Here is a 21,079-nt window from a genome sequence, read left to right on the forward strand (position 1 = left end):
GAAACCCTTTTCGGTCCCAGTTCAGTGGCGTGGTGACCGGCGGACCGTCAGGACGGCCACGTCGTCGTGCCGGCCGCCGCTGCCCGCGTACGCGCGGGCGTCCTCGTACAGCGTCCGGGGCAGGTCGGTGGGGGAGACGTCGAGATGCTCGGCGAGGCGTTCGTCGACCGGGTAGAACGTGCCGTCAGCGGCCCGGGTCTCGGTGAGGCCGTCGGTGCTCAGCAGCAGCGTCGCGCCCTCCGGGAACGCGAACCAGCTCACGATCGTGGGTTCGAGGGCCAGTTCGGCGAGGCCGAGCGGGACCCCGGAGTCCAGCGTGGCCGTCGTGACCGTGCCCTCGTGCAGCACGTGCGGCGGGACGTGCCCGCAGTTGACGGCCTGCACCTCCTCGCCGTGCGCGTCGATGCCGACCACCAGGGCGGTGACGAAGCGCTCGTCGTCACCGGTGTTCTCGGCGTAGGAGTTGTGCCGGACGACCGCCGCGTCCAGGGCGTCGACCAGGGCGGTGAGCGTGGGCTCGCGGTGGGCGGCCTCGCGGAAGGTGCCGATGACGGCGAACGCGGCGCCCACGGCGGCCAGTCCCTTGCCCTGGACGTCTCCGATCAGCACCCGCGTCCCCCAGGGCGAGGCGACGACGTCGTAGATGTCCCCGCCGACCAGCCGGTCCTCCTGGAGGGGCTCGTAGACACCGTTGACCAGGACGTCGTCGGTGAGCAGCGGGAGCGGGTGCAGGATGTGCCGCTGCATGGCCACGGCCGTGGAACGCAGTCGGAACATCTCGTGCTCGCGCCCGATCCGCCGGTGGCAGGCGTACACCGACGCCGTGCCCAGGGCGAGGGTGAGCAGCACCAGGAGGAGCCGGTCGAGCCACCGGTCGGCGTCGACGTTGCGCACCACCGCCGTGGTGGTGACCACGAGCGTGGTCCACGCGGCGACGAACGCCGTCTGCCGGACCGTGCACAGCGCCGACGCCGTGCCCGGCAGGAACACCAGCAGCCCGAGCAGCCACACCTCGGACCGGGACAGCACCCCGAGCGCCTCCACCACGGCGGTGACCGCCAGCACGCCGAGGATCAGTTCGGCGTTGCGCGGCGGCTCGATGGCCTCGAAGGCGTCGACGGACTCGACAGGTCTCTTCCGGCGGCTCCCGGCCATGCGGACTCCCGGGCAGATCGTGATCTCCCCGTACGTTAAGCCGGGTCCTCCCACGGGCGGGAACCGCCCCGCCGAAGCGGCCGGAGCCGGGGATCGACGTGCACCTTCGGCCCGGCCCCGGCCCTCGCCGGACGCTCACCGGCGAGCACCGGGCCGACCTCATCGAGGGACACCGTGGCGGCGACGAGCGGACGGGGGTCGATCGTGCCGGAGGCGTACGCGCGGACGGTGGCGTCGAGGCCGGGGGAGGCGGAGAGGACACCGACGGCCGTGACGTCCTTGAGGACGAGCGCGCGGGTGTCGATCCGGCTGGGCACGGCGGCCAGCCCGATGTGGACGACCCGACCGCCGGGTTCCACCAACTCCAGCGCGCGCTCCGGCAGATGGGCCGCGTTCGTGGCGTCGACGACGGCGTCGAAGGGGAGGTCCGGGAGGGTGTCCTCCGTCCAGGTGTGGGCGAAGCCCAGACCGCGCGCGAAGGCGAGGGAACCGGCGTCCCGGCCCATGAGGTGGACCTCCGCACCCGCCGCCCGGAGGAACAGCGCGACCAGCAGCCCGATCGTCCCGGGACCCAGGACCAGCGCCCGGTCCCCCGGCCGGGTCGCGGTCGCCTCCGCCGCGCGCAGGGCGTTGCCGCCCGGCTCCACCAGCGCGCCGAGCACCGCGTCCACGGAGTCCGGCAGGGCGTGCAGGGACGTCGCCGGTACGGCGAGCCGCTCCGCCAGGGCGCCCGCCAGGCCCCCGCGTATGCCGACCTCCAGGCGCCGCTCGCAGACGTGCTGGTGACCCCGCAGGCAGCGGCGGCAGTCACCGCAGCCCAGCATCGTGTCGCCCATGACCCGCCGGCCGACCCAGCCCGGGTCGACACCCTCCCCGGCCGCCGAGACCCGCCCGGCCCACTCGTGGCCGAGCCGCATCGGATAGGCGGCGTGCCCCTGGTGGAGGTAGGCCATGGTGCCGGTGAAGAACTCCATGTCGGTGCCGCACACCCCGACCCGCTCCACGTCGACGACGACCTCCCCGGGCCCGGCCACGGGCGCCGGGACCTCCTGGACCTCGTAGGAGCCGGGGGCGGTGAGGACGAACGCGCGCATGAGGTTCACGGGTCTCTCCAGGGGCGGTCGGATGCGGGGCGGCCGGGAAAGGGGTCTTCAGAGGGGATGCCGGGCGGGGCCTCATCGTTGCGGCTCGCCGAGGGGCCCGAGGAGCGCGCGGATCTCGTCGAGCGCGCCGACCAGGGTCGTGAGGGGTGTCCGGTACGCGAGCGCGCTGACGCTCACCGCACCGGACGGGACCGTCGGCGAGGTCAGGAACACCGGCAGCGCAAGACAGGTCACCCCGGTCTCGTTCTCCTGGTCGTCGACGCCGTGGCCCCGGGCGCGGGTGGCCGCCAGCTCCCGGTGCAGCGCGGCCGACGTGCACAGCGACCGCGGCGTACGGCGGTCCAGGGGGAAGCCGCCGGTCCACGCCTCCACCTCCGCCAGGGTGCCCAACCGCCCGGCGAGCAGCAGCTTTCCGACGGCGGTGGTGTGGGCGGGGTTGCGTCCGCCGACCGTCGACGTCAGCCGGACGGCACCCTCGGGCGGGTCGACCTTGGCCCGGTACACGACCTCCCGGCCGTCCAGCACCGCGTAGTGCGCGGTCTCGCCGAAGCGGTGCGCCAGCGCTTCGAGCACCGGGCGGACACGGACGTGCTCCGGCCGCGCCTCGTGGTGCGCGAACGCCATGCGCAGGAACTCGTCGCCGAGCCCGTAACGACCGCGCGCGTCCTGGTCGGCGAGCCCGGCCCGGCGCAGCGCGCCGAGCGCCCGGTGCACCGTCGGCTTGGGGCTGCCGACCACCCGGGTCAGCTCCTCCAGCCCCACCCCGCCGGGATACCTGGCCAGCTCCTTCAGGACCGCCAACACCCGGTCCGCCCCGACCACTCGGCCGCCCCCGGGGCCCGCCGGGCCACCCTCCGGGGGGTCTGTCGCACTCCCGTACGCCTGCGTATGCTTCATCGCGTTCCAGACTGTAGACCGCCGTACCGATAGTCGGAAGGGACGCCGGGTGACGCTCCGCAGCGCGCAGTGGTACGGGGGACAGGACCGCAACGCCTACATCCACCGGGCGTGGATGCGGCGCGGAGTGCCGGGCGACGCCTTCACAGGACGGCCGCAGATCGCCATCGCCAACACCGCCTCGGACCTGACCCCCTGCAACGCGCACCTGGACGAGGTCGCGGCCTCGGTGCGCAACGGCGTGTACGAGGCGGGCGGCATCCCGCTGGACCTGCCGGTGGTGTCGCTCGGCGAGACGAACGTGCGGCCCACCGCGATGCTGTGGCGGAACATGGCGGCGATGGCCACGGAGGAGATGCTGCGGGCCAACCCCATCGACGGGGTCGTGCTCCTCGGCGGCTGCGACAAGACGATCCCCTCGCTGCTGATGGCCGCCGCCTCGGTGGACCTCCCCGCGGTCGTGGTCCCGGGCGGGCCGATGCTCAACGGCACCTTCCGCGGCGGCCTGCTGGGCTGCGGCACCGGGGTGTGGCAGCTGTCGGAGGAGGTCCGGGCGGGCACGCTCTCCCAGGAGCAGTTCACCCGCTCCGAGTCCGCGATGATCCGCAGCCGGGGGCACTGCAACACCATGGGGACCGCGTCGACGATGGCCCTGGTGGCGGAGGCGCTGGGCACGGTGGTCCCCGGTGTGGCGGGCATCCCGGCCGCCGACAGCAGGCTGTTGGAGGCCGCGCACCACACCGGCCGGCTGGCCGTGGACCTGGTGGGCGCCGACCGGCGGCCGGGCACGTTCCTGACCCGGGCCTCCTTCCACAACGCGATCGTCGCGCTGGCCGCGATCGGCGGCTCCACCAACGCGGTCGTCCACCTGCTGGCGATCGCCGGCCGCCTCGGTGTCGACCTCACCCTGGACGACTTCGACCGCATCGGCTCCCGGGTGCCCGTCCTGGTCGACCTGCAGCCCGCCGGGCGCTTCCTCATGGAGGACCTCCACCGCGCCGGGGGACTGCTCGCCGTGCTGCGCGAGGTCCGCGATCTGCTCGACCCCGACGCGCTGACCGTCACCGGCGAACCGCTGGTCGCCCACCTCGACGAGGCCGAGGTCTGGGACGCCGAGGTCATCCGCCCGCGCGCCGCCCCGCTGGTCGCCGAGGGCGGCATCGCCGTCCTGCGCGGCAACCTCGCCCCCGACGGCGCCCTCGTCAAACCGGCCGCCGCCTCCCCGCATCTGCTGCGGCACCGGGGCCGGGCCGTCGTCTTCGACTCCGTCGAGGACTTCCACGCCCGCGTCGACGACCCCGACCTGGACGTCGACGCCGACTCCGTCCTCGTCCTGCGCGGCTGCGGCCCCAAGGGCTACCCGGGCATGCCCGAGGTCTCCAACATGCCCCTGCCGAGGAAGCTCCTCGAACAGGGCGTCCGTGACATGGTCCGCGTCTGCGACGGCCGGATGAGCGGCACGGCGTACGGCACCGTCGTCCTGCACGTCGCCCCGGAGGCCGCGGCCGGTGGCCCCCTCGCCCTCGTCCGGACCGGCGACTTCATCACCCTCGACGTGGCGGCCCGCCGTATCGACGTCGACGTACCCGCCGACGAACTCGCCGCGCGCAAGCCGGACCCGGCCACCGTCGACGGCTTCGCCGCTCCCCGGCGCGGCTGGGAACGCCTCTACGTCGACCACGTCCTCCAGGCGGACACCGGTGCCGACCTCGACTTCCTCCTCGGCTCCAGCGGCTCCGAGGTCAGCCGGGAGTCGCACTGACGCTCTCTAGCGCCATGCGCAGCCGTGCCGGGTCGGTGATCGAGTACGGGGTGTGACGGTCACCGAAGCCCCGGCGGCGCCCTCTGCGGCTGCGCGGCGCGCGGGCCCGGGGGAACGCTGGGATCCTGAACGGGGACCAGGAGTGCTGCTCGATGTCCGACGACCGATGGTGGTGGAGCCATGGTGAGGTCCGGGGAGAGAGTCGCGGGGTCGGCCGTCCCCGGTGTCGATCCCCAGGGCGACCCGTTCCTGCCCACCCGGCTCGCCGTACCCGCCCGGCCCGCCACGTTCCTGCGGCGCGAGCGTCTGCTCGACCACCTCGACCAGGCCCTGGACACGCCGCTGACCGTGGTCAACGGAGCCGCCGGCGCCGGCAAGACGCTGCTGGTCGCCGACTGGGCGGCGCGGCGGGACCGGCCGGTCGCCTGGCTCACCACCGAGGCCGGTGACCAGGGCCCCGGCATGTTCTGGGCGTACCTCCTCCAGGCCCTGCGCGCCGCCGACGTGCCCCTGCCGGCCGGGATCGGCTGCCCGGCCGACGCCGGCCGAGTGGACCGCACCCTGCTGACCCGGCTCGCCACCGAACTGGGCGCCCTGGAACGGCCCGTGATCGTGGTGCTCGACGAGTACGACCGGGTCACCGACCCGGAGATCGCGGACCAACTGGAGTTCGTCCTGCACCACGCTGCGTCCGGTGTCCGCCTGATCCTCGTCACCCGCACCGAACCCCTGCTGCCGCTGCACCGCCACCGGACCGCCGGCGACATCACGGAGATCAGGAACGCCGAGCTCGCCTTCACCCCCGAGGAGGCGGCCGTCCTGCTGGACCTGCACGGCCTACGGCTCCCGGTGCCCGTCGCGCAAGCGCTGGTGGAGCGCACCCGGGGGTGGGCGGCCGGTCTACGGCTGTGCGCCCTGGCCGCGCGCGAGACCCCGGACCCGGAGACGTATCTCAAACGGTTCGAGGCCGAACGCACGGCGGTCGCCGACTTCCTCCTCGCGGAGGTCCTCGAACGGCAGACCCCCGAGACACAGGACCTCCTCCTGCGGGTCAGCGTCCTGGAACGGTTCCGCCCCGAGCTGGCCGACGTGCTCACCGGACGCGCCGACGCCGAGGCCATCCTGACCGCCCTGCACCGGGGGAACGCGTTCGTCGAGGACCTCGGCCACGCCTGGTACCGCCTGCACCCCCTCTTCGCGGAGATCCTCCGCGCCCATCTGCGGATGCGCGACCCCGGCCTGGAACCCGAGCTCCACCGCCGCGCCGCACAGTGGCTGCGCCACTCGGGAATGCTCCCGGAGGCGCTCGGCCACGGCGCCGCCGCCGGCGACTGGGAGTTCACCGCCGGCGCCCTCGTCGACGACCTCGCCATCGGCCAGCTCTTCACCGGCCTGCGCTCCGACGACCTCACCGACCTGTTCTCCCGGATGGACCCCGGGGCCACCAGCCCCGCCACGGACCTCGTACGGGCGGCCCGTGAGCTCTCCCGCTGCGAACTCGACCGGGGCCTGACCCATCTGCGGCACGCGGAGCGGAGCCTGGCGGGGGAGGAGGACCGGGCCGAGGCCCGGGACGAACCGGGCCCGGCGGCGGCCCGGCTGAGCGCGCTGCTGCTGGAGACGCTGGCGGCCCGGCTGACCGGCTCACCGGACCGGGCGGAACAGGCCGCCGGAACCGCCGAGCGGCTGCGCGACCAGGTCCCCGCCCACCTCCTGGACCGGCACCCCGAACTCACCGCCCTGCTCCTCGCCCATCTGGGCTCCACGCGGCTGTGGGCCGGGCACCTGGCGGAGGCGCGTGCCGCCCTGTCCCTCGTCGCCGAGGGCACCGACGGCGTGTCGACCGCGCTCCCCCGCGAGGACTCCCTCGGCCGACTGGCCCTCATCGACTACCTCGACGGCTGGCTCGGCAGGGCGGAACGCAAGGCCACGGCGGCGCTGACCGTCTCCGAGCGGTACAGCCTGCCGCAGCCGTCCGGTTTCGGTGTCGCACGGCTGGTCCTCGCGGCCGTGGCCGTCGACCGGGGCGAGCTGAGGCTGGCCCGCGCCCATCTCGACGCGGCGGCCGAGGCCCGGCCCGCGATGCGGGACCCGGTGACCGAGGCCGGCCGGGCCCTCGCCACCGCCCGGCTGCTGCTGGCCCGCGGCGACACCCGGGCCGCCCTGGCGGTGGCCGAACCGGCCGTGACCGCCGACGTCGCCTCGCCCTGGGCGCAGGGGCACACGGCCCTGGTCGCCTCCGCCGCCCACCTGGCCCGGGGCCGGCCCGAGGCCGCCGCCGAACTGCTGCACGCCGTGCCCGGCCACCAGCCGGTGTGCGCGGTGGGCGAGGCACGCGCCCGCCTGGCCGCGGGCACGCCCCTCGCGGCGCTCGAACTGCTGGACGGGCTGCGCCCCGAGAGCCCCACCGGTCCCGCGGTGACCGTACGGGCCCTGCTGGTCCGTGCGGAGGCCGCGCACGCGATGGGCGACCCGGCCGCCGTGCGCAGGCTCCTCGCCCAGGCGCTGCACGAGGCCCGGCGCGAGCGGCTGCGCCGGCCCTTCGCCGAGGCAGGCGGATGGCTCCGGCCCGTGCTCGACACCGCCCCCCTGCGGGGCCTCGCGGCCGGCTGGCTCACCCCCGAACCCGCCGGGCCGCCCCGGCCCGAGGACCGGCCGCCGGTGGTGGAGGAGCTGAGCGGCCGCGAACGCGATGTGCTGCGGCGTCTGGACCGGATGATGTCCACCGAGGAGATCGCCGCCGACCTGTGCCTGTCGGTCAACACCGTCAAGACCCACCTCAAGAGCGTCTTCCGCAAGCTCGCGGTCAACCGGCGCAACGACGCCGTACGCCGTGCCCGCGAGCTGCGGCTGCTCTGACGCCTCTCCAAGGCTGTGGTGATGCCCCTCCGGGGCTGTGGTGATGCCCCCGCGTCAGCCGCTCGTGGCGGACAGGTTCCTGGCGGTGTCCCGGACGGTCGGATGGCGGTACAGCTCGCGCAGCCGCAGGGCCGGCAGACCGTGCGCACGCAGGGCCGCGCCGATGCGGACGGCGAACAGGGAGTTGCCGCCCAGTTCGAAGAAGTCGTCGTCCAGGCCGACGGGCCTGCCGAGGACCTCGCTCCAGATCTCCCGCAGCCGACCGGTGAGGTCGTCGTCCGTGACGGGTCCGCTGTCCGGCGCGGGCGCGCCGGCGGCCCCCGGCGCCGGGAGCCGTGCCGAGTCGAGCTTGCCGTTGGCCGTCAGCGGCAGCGCGTCCACGGCGGTGACCGTGGCGGGCAGCATGTAGTCGGGCAGGACGCCCGCCGCCCGGTCGCGGACCGTCGACGTGCTGCCGCCGTTGAGGACCACATAGGCGTCGATCCCGGCGGTGGCGGCGTCGGTCGGGTCGTCCCGGCGCACCACCACGGCCGCGGCCCGCACGTCCGGGTCCTCCAGCAGGACCGAGCGGATCTCGTCGAGTTCGATCCGGAAACCGCGGATCTTGACCTGGCTGTCGATCCTGCCCAGGTGTTCGAGCCGCCCGTCCGGCCGCAGACGGCCCAGGTCCCCGCTGCGGTACATGGTCCCGCCGGTGAAGGGGTCCGGCACGAAGCGGCGGGCGGTCAGTTCCTGCCGGCCCAGATAACCGAGGGCGACACCGGCGCCGCCGACGCAGATCTCACCGGCCACACCCGGCGGCAGCAACCGTCCCGCGTCGTCGGTCACGTACAGGTGCCAACCGGGCAGCGCGCGCCCCACGGACCGGCTGCCGGCGAGGGCCAGCCGCCGGGTGAGGGTCTGCTGGGTGACATGGACCGTCGTCTCGGTGATGCCGAACATGTTCACCATCCGGCAGACCGACTCGGGGTGCCGGTCGAACCAGGGCAGCAGCATGCGCGCGTCGAGCGGCTCACCGCCGAACACCACCAGCCTGACGCCTACTTGGGCGTGGTCCACGTCCAGCAGCTGGGCGAACGCCGATGGGGTCTGGCTGAGCACGGTGACCCGCTCGGACACCAGCAGATCGCGGAAGCTGTCCGGTTCCCGGGAGACGAAATACGGCACCACGACCAGCCGTCCCCCGGTCAGCAGGCAGCCCCAGATCTCCCACACGGAGAAGTCGAAGGCGCTGGAGTGGAACCAGGTCCACACGTCGTCCGAGCCGAACCCGTACTCGTCGCGCGTCGCGTCGATCAGGGCGAGCACGTTCCGGTGCGGCACCTCGACGCCCTTGGGGCGGCCGGTGGAACCCGAGGTGTAGATGACATAGGCGGCGGCGTCGGGGTCGACGGCGGGCAGGGGGGTGGCGTCCCCGGGCCCGTCCGCCACCGCGCACAGGTCGTCCGGTGTCACGGCCGCGCAGCCCGGTACGTCCGGGAACTCGGGCAACCGGCTGATCACCACGCCCAGGCCCGCGTCCCGCGCGGTGTGGGCGATGCGGTCCGCCGGGTAGGCGGGGTCGACGGGCACATAGGCCGCGCCGGCCTTCAGCACGGCGAGCACGGCGACCACGAGCTCGGCGGTGCGCTCCAGACACACGCCCACCCGGTCCCCGGCGGTGACGCCGTGCGCGCGTAGGCCATGGGCCAGGAGGGCGGACCGTTCGTCGAGTTCGCGATACGTCAGCTCCGCGCCGGTGTCGGTCACCGCGACACGGTCGGGCGTCGCCGCCGCGATCCGCGCGAACGCCTCGGGCACGCCGACCGGGGTGGTGACCAGCGGGCGGGGCGGTCGGCCGAGCGCGGCGACCCGGTCGCGGTCGGCGTCGTCCAGCAGGTCGACGTCACCGACACCGGTCCCCGGCGCGGCCAGGAGGCGCTGGTGCGCACGTACGAGGTGCCGGGTGAACTGGGTGGCGATTTCCGTGGAGACGTGCGTGCCGAGATGGTCGCAGCGCAGCCGCCAGCCGTCGGCGTCCCTGAAGACCGACAGGGTGAGCGGGAACGGCGGTGCCAGACAGGGCACGTACGCGCCGGGCACCTCCGCCTCGTCGAAGAGCAGACCGACGAGTGCGGGCCCGTCCGCGCAGGACGGCTTCAGCTCACCGAGCGTGGGGGCGTCCTCGACGGTGAAGGAGCCGTGGTCCGTACCGATGACGGGCGTGCCGTCGGGGTCGTAGCGCCGCAGGGTGACGGCGAGGGCGACGAGCCAGCTCGCCTCGTCACCCCCGTCGCCGAGGGCGAAGTGGTGGGGGCCTGCGGGGCCACCGTCCGCCAGTCCCCAGGCGGGCGCGGGGGCAGAAGTGGTCGCGGAGGGGGGAACGGGAACGGGTGCGGTCGCGGGAACGGAGGGCTCGGCGCGGGCGGTTCGAGGTCCGAGCGGGTCGCCGGCCGCCAGCCTGCCCAGGGCCGTACGGTCCCACCCGTCGCGTGGGGCCACGACGACCAGATCGCAGGGGCCGTCGGTGTAGCGCAGCAGGACCCTGCGCGGTGCGTCGGCCGGGCGGGCGAGTTCGGCGTGGCGGAGGCGCTCGGCGAGCGGGTCGGCCGCCGGCACGGGCACGTCCTCGATCCACACCCCGGGAAGGGCCGCGAGGTCGGGGGAGCGGTCCCAGCGGACGCGCACCGCGTGGCAGCGGGCCGCGGAGGGGAGGGAGCCTGACACGGGTGGTACTCCTTGTCGTTCGGGGAGGTCGGACGGTGTGCGCGGGCTTCAGCGGGCGCTGAATCCGCCGTCCACGGTCAGGACCGAGCCGGTGACCTGCCGGGACTCGTCCGAGGCGAGGAAGAGCACCGCCGACGCGACGTCCTCGGGCTCGATCAGCGCGTTCATCGGCTGTGCCTCGACGAAGGTCTTCTCGTGCTCGTCCACCGGCACGTCGAGGGCCCTGGCGATCTCGCCGAGCATGCGGCCCTCGACCTTCGCGTCGTCGCGCACCGAGCCCGGGCAGACCGCGTTCACCCGTACCTTCGACGGCGCGTAGTCGAGCGCGGCGGCCTTGGTCAGCCCGACGACGGCGTGCTTGGCGGCGACGTACCCGGCGAAGTGGCGGTAGCCGACGAGCCCGGCCGTCGAGGCGACGTTGACGATGCTCCCGGCCCGGCGGGCGGTCATCGCCTTGCCGACCTCGCGGATCACCCGCCAGGCCCCGGAGAGGTCCACGTCGATCATCAGGGACCACTCCTCCTCGTCGATCTCGTGCACCGGCTTGCCCGAGGGCGCCGCGATGCCCGCGTTGTTCACGACGACGTCGATCCGTCCGAACCGGTCCTCGGCCCGGGTCACCGCCTCCCGTACGGCCCGTAGGTCACGGATGTCGGTCTCGGCGGTGAGGACGGCGGCGCCCGCCTCCCGGCACAGGGCGGCGGTGTGCTCCAACTGCCCGGGTGTGCCCAGGGGATAGGGCACCCCGGGCAGATCGGCGCAGAGGTCCAGCAGGGTGAGGTCGGCGCCCTCGGCGGCACAGGCGAGGGCGGTCGCCCTGCCGAGTCCGCGGGCGGCGCCGGTGACGAGGACGGACTTGCCGTGCAGACGCATCGAGAACTCCTAGGGGAATCAGGCTCGTTGGGGGAGGGAGGGAGGGAGCAGGACGCGGGGCGGCTACAGCACCGTCGAGACGATCAGCCGGACCAGCGCGGGGGCGGCGTCGGTGAGGTACATATGGCCCCCGGGGACCTCGACGTGCTCGAAGTCGCGGCCGGCCACCTTGCTCCAGGACTCGGCGTCGTCGTAGCCGACCAGGTCGTCGTCCTCGCCCCGGACCACCGTGAGGGGTGCCTGCAGCGGAAGGTCGGTGGAGGGCGTGTAGTTCTCGTGCATCTCGACGTCCGCGCGCAGCGCGGGCAGGATCATCTCGCGCATCTCCGGGTCGTCCAGCGCGGGATGGTGGTAGCCGGCGAAGTCGCCGACCCGGGCGAGGAACTCCTCGTCGGACAGGCCGGTGGCCCGCCGCTCGCGCCCCCGGGCCGGCTCCGGCGATCCGCTGACGAAGACGTGGAGCAGCTCGACGCCCGGCTCGTCGACCAGCCGGTGGGCGAGTTCGAAGGCGAGCACGGCACCGAGGCTGTGCCCGAAGACGGCGACCCGATGCCCACCGCCCTCGCCGAGCTCTTCCCTCAGCTGCGCCAGGAGCCCGTCGACGGCCCGGTGCGCGTCCCGGTACGGGTCCTCGTCGATCAGCCGCTCACGGCCGGGCAGTTGCAGGGGCACGATCTCCAGCGCGTCCCCGGCGAGGGTCTTCCAGGGCCGGTAGAACGAGGCGCCCGCACCGGCGTACGGCAGGCAGATCAGCTTGGTCGTGTCATGCGTGGTCATGGGTGGGCTTCTTTCCTCGGGAGTCCTGTGCGTCCTGTACGTCGTAGGGCCCTCGTGTACGGGGGCCTTCGGGGACTCGGGTGGTCGTGAGCAGGCCGGCGAGTTCCGCCGCCTCGACGGCGATCCGCAGCGCGTCGGCGGCGCGGTCCGGCCCGGGCAGCCCCGGGCCCACCGGCATCAGATTGAGCGTGGTGGCGCCGGCCTCGGCGAACGCCGTCATCCGTTCGGCGATGCGCTCGCGGGGCCCGAGCAGCGAGGTGGCGTCGAGGAATTCGAGCGGTACGGCGGCCATGGCACCGGGGTAGTCGCCGGCCAGGAACCTCTCCTGGACGGCACGGGCCCCGTCGCCGAAGCCCATGCGCTCGGCCAGCCGGGTGTAGTGGTTGTCCTCCCGTCCGCCCATGCCGCCGAGGTACAGCGCGGCGTACCCCCGTACCCGGCGGGCGCAGGTCCGCCAGTCGGGGCCGGTCACCAGGGGCACCCCGGGCGCGATGTCGAACCCGGCGAGGGTGCGCCCCGACGTCGCGAGGCCGGCCTTGAGCGGCTGGAACTGCTGGGCGGCGTGGTCGGGGGAGAAGAACACCGGGAGCCACCCGTCGGCGATCTCCCCGGTCAGCTCCAGGTTCCTGGGGCCCAGGGCGGCGAGGTAGACCGGGATCCGCTCGCGCGGCGGCCGGATGGTCAGGGCGAGCGCCTTGCCGGGGCCGTCCGGCAGCGGCAGCGTGAAGTGGCGGCCTTCGTGGGCGAGGGGTTCCCGGCGCAGCGCCTGGCGTACGAGGCCGACGTATTCGCGGGTACGGCCCAGCGGCGCGGCGAACCTGACGCCGTGCCAACCCTCCGAGACCTGGGGGCCGGACACCCCGAGGCCGAGCCGGAGCCGTCCGCCGGAGAGGGTGTCGAGGGTGGCGGCGGTCATCGCCGTCATCGCGGGCGAGCGGGCGGGGATCTGCAGGACCGCGCTGCCGACGTCGATGCGGGAGGTGCGGGCGGCGATCCAGGACATGACGGTGACGGCGTCGGAGCCGTAGGCCTCCGAGACCCACACCGCCGAGTAGCCGAGGTCCTCGGCCAGGGAGGCGAGGAAGAGGTTGGAGGCGTCGTTGCCGCCGACCCAGTAGCCGAGATTGAGGCCGAGGCGGAGGGCGGGGACGGGCATGGGGGCTCCTGTGAGGGGCGTACGAAAAGCGCGGTCGCGATCGTTGTCGCGGTCACGGGGCGCGGTCTCATGCGCGGTGGTGGGGCGCGGTAGCGGTCAGCGGCTCGTGCGGGTGCGGTAGCGCCAGGTCGACAGGGTGATGAAGACGGCGACGAGCAGCACCGAGCAGCCCGCGGTGTACAGCTCGGGGTGCTGGGCGGGCCAGTCGTGCGGCACGTGGAAGTCCGGCGGGGGAGTGTTGCCGAACAGTCGGCGCAGGGCGTTGGCGAGCGAGGTAATCGGGTTCCAGGCGGCCACGGTGGACAGCGGTCCCGGCAGGCTCGAGCCGGAGACGAACCCGGAGGAGATGAACGTCGCCGGGAACAGCCAGATCAGCCCGAGACTGCCGGCCACCTGAGCGTTCGGTGCGACGAGGGCGACGAACACGCCGACCCACGACATGGCGAAGGAGAACAGCAGCACCAGCAGGACCCCGGCGGCGACCTCGACGGGCCCGGTGTGCGCCCGCCAGCCCATCAGCAGGCCGCAGGTGGTGGTGACGGCGACGCTCGCCAGGCAGGTGACGAGGTCGGACGTGGTCCGGCCCAGCAGCAGGGCCACCCGGGAGATCGGCAGCGCGCGGAAGCGGTCGACCATCCCCTGCTCCAGGTCCCTGGAGAGTCCGACGGTGGTGAAGGTGGTGGTGAAGGCCACCGTCTGCGCGATCAGACCGCCCATCATGTAGGAGCGGTAGGCCGGGCCGCCGAGGCTGTTGCCGAAGACGTAGCCGATGAGCAGGGCGTACACGACCGGCTCGACCAGGCAGGAGATGAGCAGGCCCGGGGAGCGCCGCAGGTGCAGCAGATTGCGCAGGGCGAGGTCGGCGCTCTCCGCGACGACGCGGAGCACGGGGATCCGGCGGGCCGCGGTCCGGCGGATCCCGGGAGGACGGCTCGCGGGAAGGCCGCTCCCGCTCCCGCTCCCGGTGCCGGTGCCGGTGGCGGCCGCCACCGGGGCGTGATCGGTCCGGCGCGGAAGAGCGTCCGGGGTGCCGCCGGTGTCCGGGGCGCGTACGGGGGCGTTCATCGGGCGGCCTCCCGTCCGGCGTGCCCGGTCAGGGCGAGGAACACGTCGTCGAGGGTGCAGCGGCTGAGGCCGATCTCCAGCACCTCGACGTCCTCGCTCTCCAGCGCGGCGAGGGCGCGGCCGAGCGCGGCCCGCCCGTCGGAGGCGGCCGCCTCCACGCGCCGGGCGCGGCGGTCCACGGTCGGGGCCGTGCCGGTGGCCCGCCCGGCGGCGCGGGCGGCGGCGTCGAGCTGGTGGTCCTCGGCGACGTGCACGACCAGCCGGTTCCCGGCGGTCGCCTTGAGCGCGTCACTGGTGCCCTCGGCGACCACCTCCCCCCGGTCGATCACGGTGATCCGGTCGGCGAGGCGGTCCGCCTCCTCCAAGTACTGGGTCGTCAGCAGGATCGTGGTGCCGCCCGCCACGAGTTCACCGACCGCCTCCCAGGTGTCCAGCCTGCTCTCGGGGTCGAGGCCCGTGGTGGGCTCGTCCAGCACGACCAGGGGCGGGGAGCCGACCAGGGCGGCGGCCAGATCGAGCCGCCGGCGCATCCCGCCCGAGTAGGCGCCGGCCGGGCGCCCCGCCACGTCGATCAGCCGGAACCGGGACAGCAGATCATCCGCGACACGGCGCGCCGTACGGCGCCCGACCCCGCGCAGTTTCGCGAGGAGATACAGATTCTCGAAACCGGTGAGCAGCCCGTCGACCGTCGAATACTGGCCGGCCATTCCCATGGTCGAGCGCACTTTCTCCGGTTCTTCCGACACATCCCAGCCGTTCACGAGAACGCGTCCCCGATCCGGCCTGAGAAGCGTCGTCAGAATCTTCACCAGAGTGGTCTTGCCTGCTCCGTTCGGTCCCAGCAGGCCCATGACCTCACCGGTTCTCACCTCCAGCTCGACTCCGCGTAACGCATGGTTCGCCCGATATTTCTTGTGGAGGTCGTCGATGACGACGGCCGACCTGGTTGACGCATGCACGGAACCGTTCTACGCCCCTCCCCGACCTCGGTCGATCATGGGAACGTCAAGGTTTCTTGCCCGTTCGATGGACTTGCTTTAGATGCGCTTGAAGACTTCGGGGCAGATTCGAGAACCATGATCAAGTACGGTTCTTGTCGTGCGAGAATTACTCACGGAGCTGACGGAACGGGCAGCGCGTAATCCGCGGCAGCCTGCAGTGACCTTCGTTTCCGATTTCAGCGATTTCAGTGGCACGGTACGCAATCGAGCGGAACTCGACCGGCATTCCCGGCGTATTGCGGCGTGGCTCCAGGAACGATTCTCTCCAGGGGAGCGGGCGCTTCTCCTCTATTCCCCGGGAATTGAATTCACCACCGCCTTCTCCGCCTGTGTGTACGCCGGGGTCGTCGCCGTGCCCGCCCCGCTGCCGGGCCGCTACCGGCACGAACGCCGCCGGCTCGCCGCCATCGCGCGGGACGCCGGGGTGCGCGCCGTCCTCACGCAGAGCGGCGATCTGCCGGACGTCGAGAAGTGGGTGGCCGAGGAGGGCATCGTCGGCGCCGTCTGCCACACCACCGACACCGGCGAAGGCGACCCGGAGGCCTGGACCGTCCCCGAGGTGTCCCCCGACACCCTGGCCCTGCTGCAGTACACCTCGGGATCGACCGGCGACCCCAAGGGGGTCATGGTCACCCACGGCAACCTGGTCGCCAACGTCGAGCGGATGGTGGAGACCTTCCGCAACGACAGCGACACCGTCTACGGCGGCTGGATCCCCCTCTACCACGACATGGGTCTCATCGGCCTGATGCTGCCCGGCCTCCTGTCCGGCAGCGGCTATGTGCAGATGGACCCCATGTCCTTCCTGCGCCGGCCGTACCACTGGCTGCGGATGCTGGACGCCTGCGGTGTGGGATTCACCGCCGCGCCCGACTTCGGCTACGAGCTGTGCGTCCGCCGCGTCACCGACGAGCAGCTCGCCACGCTCGACCTCTCCCGGGTCAAACTCGCCGACGGCTCCGAACCGGTCCGCGCCGACGTCGTCACCGCCTTCACCGAGCGGTTCGCCGCCGCCGGCCTGCGGCCCGAGGCGCTCATCCCCGTCTACGGCCTGGCCGAGGCGACCCTGATGGCGTCCGGCACCACCGGGCGGCCGCCCCTGCGGACCACGGTCGACGCGGCGGCCCTGGAGAACCGTGACCTCAGGCCGGCCACCGGCACGGAAGCCTCCCGGGTGCTCGTCGGCTGCGGGGCGCCGACCGGGTCCGACGTGCTGATCGTCGACCCCGGCACCGGCGAGGCCCTGCCCGACGGCCGCATCGGCGAGATCTGGCTCAGCGGCCCCTGCGTCACCGCGGGCTACTGGGCGAACGAACCCGTCACCGAGGCGACGTTCCGGGCACGCACCGACGACGGACGCGGACCCTTCCTGCGCACCGGCGACCTCGGGGCGCTGCTCGACGACGACCTCTACATCACCGGCCGCCGCAAGGACGTCCTGGTCCTGCACGGACGCAATCTGCACCCCTCCGACATCGAATACGAACTCCGCTCCCAGCACGAGGAGTTGGAGGGCCTGCACGGAGCCGTCTTCATGGTCGGCGACGGCGACGGAGCGGACATCACCCCCTCGGTCGTCGCCGTCCACGAGATCCGCGCCCACTGGGGGGCGGAGCGGCTCGGCCAGATCGCCGTCGACATGAAACAGACCGTGGCCCGGGAGTTCGGCGTGCCCGTCGCGGCGGTCGCCCTGGTCCGGCCCGGCGGCGTCCGGCGCACCACGAGCGGCAAGGTGCAGCGCGCGGCGATGCGCGCGCTCTACCTCGCCGGGGACCTCGACACCCTGCACCTCGGCGAGGACACGCTGCTGACCGCGGCCCTGGCCGAACACCGGCGGGTGAGCGGACGATGACCACCACGGCCGACCTGGAGTCGCTGCTCACCGCCCACGAGGACGACGTCTTCTCGCCCGAGACGCTCGCCGGGCTCGACGAGCGCGAGGAGTTCCCCGACGGGGCCGTCCGTGTCCTCGACGACGCCGGCCTGCCCGCGAGCTATGTGCTGCCCCAGGACGGCGACCTCGCCGAGACGGTACGGCTGCTGCGCGCGGTCGCCCGCCGCGATCTGACCGTCGCCATCGCCCACGGCAAGACGTTCCTCGGGGCGGCACCGGTGTGGGTGGCCGGCACCCCGGAACAGTCCGCCGCCCTCGCCGACCGCGTCCGCGCCGGCGAACCGGTCTGCTGGGGCCTGACCGAACGCGACCACGGCGCCGACCTGCTGGCGGGTGAGCTCACGGCGACGACCACCGACGAGACCGGAGCCGGTGGGCCCGCCGGCTGGCGGCTCAGTGGGGAGAAGTGGCTCATCAACAACGCCTCCCGCGCCGGTCTCGCCTGTGTCCTCGCCCGTACCGACCCGGCGGGCGGCGCACGTGGCTTCAGCCTCTTCCTGGTGGACAGGCGCCGACTGCCCGAGGGGGCCTGGCGGAACCTGCCGAAGGTCCGTACGCACGGCATCCGCGGCGCGGATATCAGCGGCTTCGCCCTGGACGCCGCCCCCGTCCCCGCCGACGCGCTCGTCGGGGAGGAGGGCGACGGGATCCCCGTGGTCCTCAAGACGCTCCAGCTGACCCGCGTCACCTGCGCCGCGCTCTCCCTGGGCGCCGCCGACCACGCCCTCGGCCTGGCCCGGGACTTCGCGAACGGCCGCGAACTGTACGGCCGCTGTCTCGCCGACGTCCCGCACGTCCGCCGCATCCTCGGCCGGGCGGCCGCGGCCGCACTGACCGCCGAGGCGGTGAGCCTGCTCTCCGTCCGCTCGGTGCACACCCTGCCCGGGGAACTGAGCGCGATCTCCGCGATCACCAAGGCGTACGTCCCCACCCTCACCCAGGAGACGCTCGGCTCGCTCGGTGAACTGCTGGGCGTACGCGGCTTCCTCACCTCACCCCCCGGCGGCGGCTTCGCCAAACTGGAGCGCGACCACCGCATCTGCGGCATCTTCGACGGCAGTACCGCCGTCAACCGCGCCGCCCTCCTCAACCAGATGCCGCGCCTGACACGCCAGTTGAGCCGCCGCAGGACCGACGCCGAAGGACTGCGCGCCGCCGCCGACCTCACCGCACCCCTGCCCCCGTTCGACCCGGCCCGGCTGACCCTGCTGTCCGTGACGGGATGCAGCGCCGTGCAGGCCCTGCCCGACCTGGCGGCCCGCGCACGGACGCGGACCACCCCGGAGACCGGACCGCTCCTGGACCGGCTGCTGGTCGAACTTGCCCGACTGGAGGCGGAGTCGGCGGACTTCGTACCGGTGGCGGGCGGCCTCCCCAGCACGGCGTTCAGCCTCGCCGAGGCCTACGAACGCGCCTACGCCGCGGCTGCCTGCCTGCTGCTGTGGCTGGAGAACCCACCCCTGCGCACCGGACGGCTCGGCGGGGACGACCTGTGGCTGCGGGCCTGCCTGACCACCCTGCTCGGGGCGGACGGCGACGACGTCCTCGACGCCCTCGCCGAGACCGTCCTGCGGTGCCCCGCACCGGAGTTCACCCTGACGGGAGGCGCCGCATGACCACCGCCACGGGCCTCGCCCCGAAACGTGCCAACGAACTGGAGCACCTGCTCGGCAGCCTCGCCGACCCGGCCAACCCGACCGGCGCGCACGCGATCCTCGCCGCCGACGAACGCGCCGAGACCCTCACCGCCGGCGAGTCGCTGCTGCACTCCTACGGACTGAACGCCGAGTTCGTCCCGCCCGAGCTGGGCGGCCGCCTGGACCGGGTCGACCACCTGGCCGAGGTCATGCGCGCGCTCTACCGCCGCGACCCCGCGCTCGGCCTCGGCTACGGCGCCAGCTCGCTCATCGCCGGCGTCACCCTGTGGACCGCCGGCGACGAACAGCAGCGCGAACACGCCGCCGGACTGCTCCTGGACGGCCGGCGCATCGCCATCGCCTTCCACGAACTCGCGCACGGCAACGACATGGCAGGCACGGAGTTCGCCGCGACCACCGAGGCCGACGGCTCGCTGCGGCTCAGCGGCCGCAAGGAGGTCGTCACCAACATCCGGCGCGCCGACGCCCTGGTCGTACTCGCCCGCACCGACCCCCGGCCCGGCCCGCGCAGCCACTCCCTGGTCCTCGTCGACCGGGCGGGCGCCGACCCGGCACGCCTGACCGACCTGCCGCGCTTCGGCACCGTGGGCATGCGGGGCGTCCAGCTCGGCGGCCTGGTCTTCGACGACCTGCCCGTGCCCTCCGCCGCGATCCTCGGCCCGGTCGGCTCCGGCCTGGAAACCGCGCTGAAGGCCCTGCAGATCACCCGCACCGTCCTGCCCACGATGGCCACCGGCATCCTCGACACCGGACTGCGGATCGCCGTCGACCATCTGACGGCGCGCCGGCTGTACGGCGGTGCCGCGACCGACCTCCCGCACGTCCGCTCGGAGTTGACCGGCGTCTTCGCCGATCTGCTGCGCGCCGAGGCGCTCGGCGCGGTCGGCGCCCGTGCGCTGCACCTGGTGCCCGGCGCGGCGAGCGTGTACGCCTCGGCGGTCAAGTTCGAGGTGTCCCGGCTGCTCCTCGGCGCCATGGACCGGCTCGCGGAACTCCTCGGCGCCCACTTCTATCTGCGCGAGGGGCCGACCGCGCTGTTCCAGAAGCTGCTGCGCGACCTCGCGCCCGTCGGTTTCGGGCACATCGCGCGCGCCGCCTGCCAGATGAGCCTGCTGCCCCAGCTCCCGCTGCTGTCCCGCCGCACCTGGTCCCGGCCCGGCACCGAGCCGCCCGGCGACCTGTTCGCGCTCGCGGAGGCCCTGCCGCCGCTGCGTCCCGACCGGTTGACGCTGCACGCCGGGGGCCGCGACCCCGTGACGGGGTCGCTGCACGCCCTGGCCGACGCGCCCTGGGCGGCCGAGCACGCGGACCTGCGTACGGCGGTCGGCACCGACCGCACCGACCTGGCGGAACTGGCCGCCGTGTGCGGGGGGTTGTCGCCGGTGGACCTCGGTGTCGACGCCCGCCCCGAGCACTACGACCTCGTCACCCGGTATGTGCGCCTGCTGTCCCGGACCGTCTGCGTGCAGGTCTGGCGGCACGCCCCGCCGGGCGACTTCCTGGCCGACCCCGCCTGGCTGCGCGCGGCTCTGCACCGCTCGGCCCCCGGCCCGTACGGACCCGGCCCACTGCCCGCCCAGGTGGAGAGCGCGCTCTTCGCCGAGCTCCTGGACCGCCGGGACACCGGCCGCTCCCTCGGCCTGACCGGCAGGCCGCTCGCCCTCTGACGACCCCCGGCAGGCCTCGTACCCGAGCCGAACCGGGAGCCGTACGCCGCTGAAGGCCGCGCCCGCCGTCAGCCGTACGCCCTCCGATGACCCCTCGCCCGTGACAGGCGGCACCGCGCCGCAACCGTCACGCGGACCGTCGTCGCGCCCGGCCGCCCACCGCCGTGCGCTTTGGCCCTCGTTCCTCCTCACTCACCCGCTCAGAAAGAGACCCCCTCATGACCGCTGGCAACCGAGACGTGCACACCTGGCTGACCGCGCGCGTGGCGACCTATCTGCGCCGTTCGCCGGAGGACATCGACACGTCCGTACCGCTGGCCGACTACGGCCTGGACTCCCTCACCGCGCTGGCCATCACCGCCGACATCGAGGACGAGTTCGAGGTCACCGTCGACGACGCGCTGACCTGGGACCACCCCACGGTCGACGCGCTGAGCGCGGCCCTGTCCGAGCTGGTGGGCGGGCAGCCGGCAGCGGCGGCGAGCACGAGCGAGAAGCAGGCCTGA

Annotated in this window: 15 protein-coding genes; 6 read left to right on the top strand and 9 right to left on the bottom strand. The window is 73.8% G+C overall.

The features are described 5' to 3' along the window. Window positions 1–21: 21 nt before the first annotated feature. The 3 genes from PUR53_RS39145 to PUR53_RS39155 form a co-directional block, all read right to left on the bottom strand. Window positions 22–1,155 (bottom strand): PP2C family protein-serine/threonine phosphatase, encoded by a 1,134-nt coding sequence (locus PUR53_RS39145; RefSeq protein ID WP_329896562.1) that lies wholly within the window; start codon window positions 1,153–1,155, stop codon window positions 22–24. 35 nt (window positions 1,156–1,190) lie between these two features. Next, window positions 1,191–2,249 (bottom strand): zinc-dependent alcohol dehydrogenase, encoded by a 1,059-nt coding sequence (locus tag PUR53_RS39150; protein ID WP_329911617.1) that lies wholly within the window; start codon window positions 2,247–2,249, stop codon window positions 1,191–1,193. Between the two features lie 81 nt (window positions 2,250–2,330). Further along, window positions 2,331–3,155: an IclR family transcriptional regulator gene (locus PUR53_RS39155; protein ID WP_329911517.1), complete on the bottom strand. Its 825-nt coding sequence runs from the start codon at window positions 3,153–3,155 to the stop codon at window positions 2,331–2,333. A gap of 49 nt (window positions 3,156–3,204) precedes the next feature. Between PUR53_RS39155 and PUR53_RS39160 the strand changes: the two genes are divergently transcribed. Together PUR53_RS39160 and PUR53_RS39165 are read left to right on the top strand one after the other, a co-directional pair. Then, a complete protein-coding gene (locus PUR53_RS39160) occupies window positions 3,205–4,917 on the top strand; it encodes an IlvD/Edd family dehydratase (protein ID WP_329896560.1) in 1,713 nt (570 codons plus the stop codon). A gap of 180 nt (window positions 4,918–5,097) precedes the next feature. After that, on the top strand, window positions 5,098–7,776 hold the full coding sequence (locus PUR53_RS39165; RefSeq protein WP_329896559.1) for a LuxR C-terminal-related transcriptional regulator: 2,679 nt from the start codon (window positions 5,098–5,100) through the stop codon (window positions 7,774–7,776). A 54-nt stretch (window positions 7,777–7,830) separates the two neighbouring features. On the opposite strand, the gene PUR53_RS39170 is transcribed toward PUR53_RS39165, so the two are convergent. The 6 genes from PUR53_RS39170 to PUR53_RS39195 all read right to left on the bottom strand — a co-directional run bounded on the left by PUR53_RS39170 (window position 7,831) and on the right by PUR53_RS39195 (window position 15,204). Further along, window positions 7,831–10,482, bottom strand: a complete 2,652-nt coding sequence (locus PUR53_RS39170; protein ID WP_329911520.1) for an amino acid adenylation domain-containing protein — start codon at window positions 10,480–10,482, stop codon at window positions 7,831–7,833. A 48-nt stretch (window positions 10,483–10,530) separates the two neighbouring features. Further along, a complete protein-coding gene (locus PUR53_RS39175) occupies window positions 10,531–11,355 on the bottom strand; it encodes an SDR family oxidoreductase (protein ID WP_329896557.1) in 825 nt (274 codons plus the stop codon). A gap of 63 nt (window positions 11,356–11,418) precedes the next feature. Further along, window positions 11,419–12,132 (bottom strand): thioesterase II family protein, encoded by a 714-nt coding sequence (locus PUR53_RS39180; RefSeq protein ID WP_329896556.1) that lies wholly within the window; start codon window positions 12,130–12,132, stop codon window positions 11,419–11,421. Continuing rightward, window positions 12,119–13,288: an LLM class F420-dependent oxidoreductase gene (locus PUR53_RS39185; protein WP_329911521.1), complete on the bottom strand. Its 1,170-nt coding sequence runs from the start codon at window positions 13,286–13,288 to the stop codon at window positions 12,119–12,121. The genes PUR53_RS39180 and PUR53_RS39185 overlap by 14 nt, the downstream gene beginning before the upstream one ends. A gap of 96 nt (window positions 13,289–13,384) precedes the next feature. Continuing rightward, window positions 13,385–14,353, bottom strand: coding sequence for an ABC transporter permease (locus PUR53_RS39190; RefSeq protein WP_329911523.1), 969 nt, complete (start codon window positions 14,351–14,353; stop codon window positions 13,385–13,387). Continuing rightward, complete coding sequence (locus PUR53_RS39195) at window positions 14,350–15,204, bottom strand: ABC transporter ATP-binding protein (RefSeq protein WP_443078089.1); 855 nt, start codon at window positions 15,202–15,204, stop codon at window positions 14,350–14,352. The genes PUR53_RS39190 and PUR53_RS39195 overlap by 4 nt, the downstream gene beginning before the upstream one ends. A 247-nt stretch (window positions 15,205–15,451) precedes the next feature. Between PUR53_RS39195 and PUR53_RS39200 the strand changes: the two genes are divergently transcribed. The 4 genes from PUR53_RS39200 to PUR53_RS39215 all read left to right on the top strand — a co-directional run bounded on the left by PUR53_RS39200 (window position 15,452) and on the right by PUR53_RS39215 (window position 21,079). Beyond that, window positions 15,452–17,206 (top strand): fatty acyl-AMP ligase, encoded by a 1,755-nt coding sequence (locus PUR53_RS39200; protein WP_329911524.1) that lies wholly within the window; start codon window positions 15,452–15,454, stop codon window positions 17,204–17,206. Then, on the top strand, window positions 17,203–18,864 hold the full coding sequence (locus PUR53_RS39205) for an acyl-CoA dehydrogenase family protein (RefSeq protein ID WP_329911526.1): 1,662 nt from the start codon (window positions 17,203–17,205) through the stop codon (window positions 18,862–18,864). Before PUR53_RS39200 ends, PUR53_RS39205 begins: the two co-directional genes overlap by 4 nt. Next, window positions 18,861–20,573, top strand: coding sequence for an acyl-CoA dehydrogenase (locus PUR53_RS39210; RefSeq protein ID WP_329911528.1), 1,713 nt, complete (start codon window positions 18,861–18,863; stop codon window positions 20,571–20,573). Before PUR53_RS39205 ends, PUR53_RS39210 begins: the two co-directional genes overlap by 4 nt. Before the next feature lie 218 nt (window positions 20,574–20,791). Next, window positions 20,792–21,079 carry an acyl carrier protein gene (locus PUR53_RS39215; protein WP_329911530.1) on the top strand — a complete coding sequence of 96 codons (288 nt, stop codon included), beginning with the start codon at window positions 20,792–20,794 and terminating at the stop codon, window positions 21,077–21,079.

Origin of the sequence: Streptomyces sp. SP18BB07 (assembly GCF_036322545.1) — a bacterium.
In the GTDB taxonomy this organism is placed as follows: Bacteria; Actinomycetota; Actinomycetes; order Streptomycetales; family Streptomycetaceae; genus Streptomyces; species Streptomyces deccanensis.

Excerpts from the sequence above, each read along its gene's own strand:
- PUR53_RS39145 (WP_329896562.1), bottom strand. The coding sequence starts at position 1,155 with ATGGCCGGGAGCCGCCGGAAGAGACCTGTCGAGTCCGTCGACGCCTTC.
- PUR53_RS39150 (WP_329911617.1), bottom strand. The coding sequence starts at position 2,249 with ATGCGCGCGTTCGTCCTCACCGCCCCCGGCTCCTACGAGGTCCAGGAG.
- PUR53_RS39155 (WP_329911517.1), bottom strand. The coding sequence starts at position 3,155 with ATGAAGCATACGCAGGCGTACGGGAGTGCGACAGACCCCCCGGAGGGT.
- PUR53_RS39165 (WP_329896559.1), top strand. The coding sequence starts at position 5,098 with ATGGTGAGGTCCGGGGAGAGAGTCGCGGGGTCGGCCGTCCCCGGTGTC.
- PUR53_RS39175 (WP_329896557.1), bottom strand. The coding sequence starts at position 11,355 with ATGCGTCTGCACGGCAAGTCCGTCCTCGTCACCGGCGCCGCCCGCGGA.
- PUR53_RS39180 (WP_329896556.1), bottom strand. The coding sequence starts at position 12,132 with ATGACCACGCATGACACGACCAAGCTGATCTGCCTGCCGTACGCCGGT.
- PUR53_RS39185 (WP_329911521.1), bottom strand. The coding sequence starts at position 13,288 with ATGCCCGTCCCCGCCCTCCGCCTCGGCCTCAATCTCGGCTACTGGGTC.
- PUR53_RS39190 (WP_329911523.1), bottom strand. The coding sequence starts at position 14,353 with ATGAACGCCCCCGTACGCGCCCCGGACACCGGCGGCACCCCGGACGCT.
- PUR53_RS39195 (WP_443078089.1), bottom strand. The coding sequence starts at position 15,204 with ATGGGCCTGCTGGGACCGAACGGAGCAGGCAAGACCACTCTGGTGAAG.
- PUR53_RS39205 (WP_329911526.1), top strand. The coding sequence starts at position 17,203 with ATGACCACCACGGCCGACCTGGAGTCGCTGCTCACCGCCCACGAGGAC.
- PUR53_RS39210 (WP_329911528.1), top strand. The coding sequence starts at position 18,861 with ATGACCACCGCCACGGGCCTCGCCCCGAAACGTGCCAACGAACTGGAG.
- PUR53_RS39215 (WP_329911530.1), top strand. The coding sequence starts at position 20,792 with ATGACCGCTGGCAACCGAGACGTGCACACCTGGCTGACCGCGCGCGTG.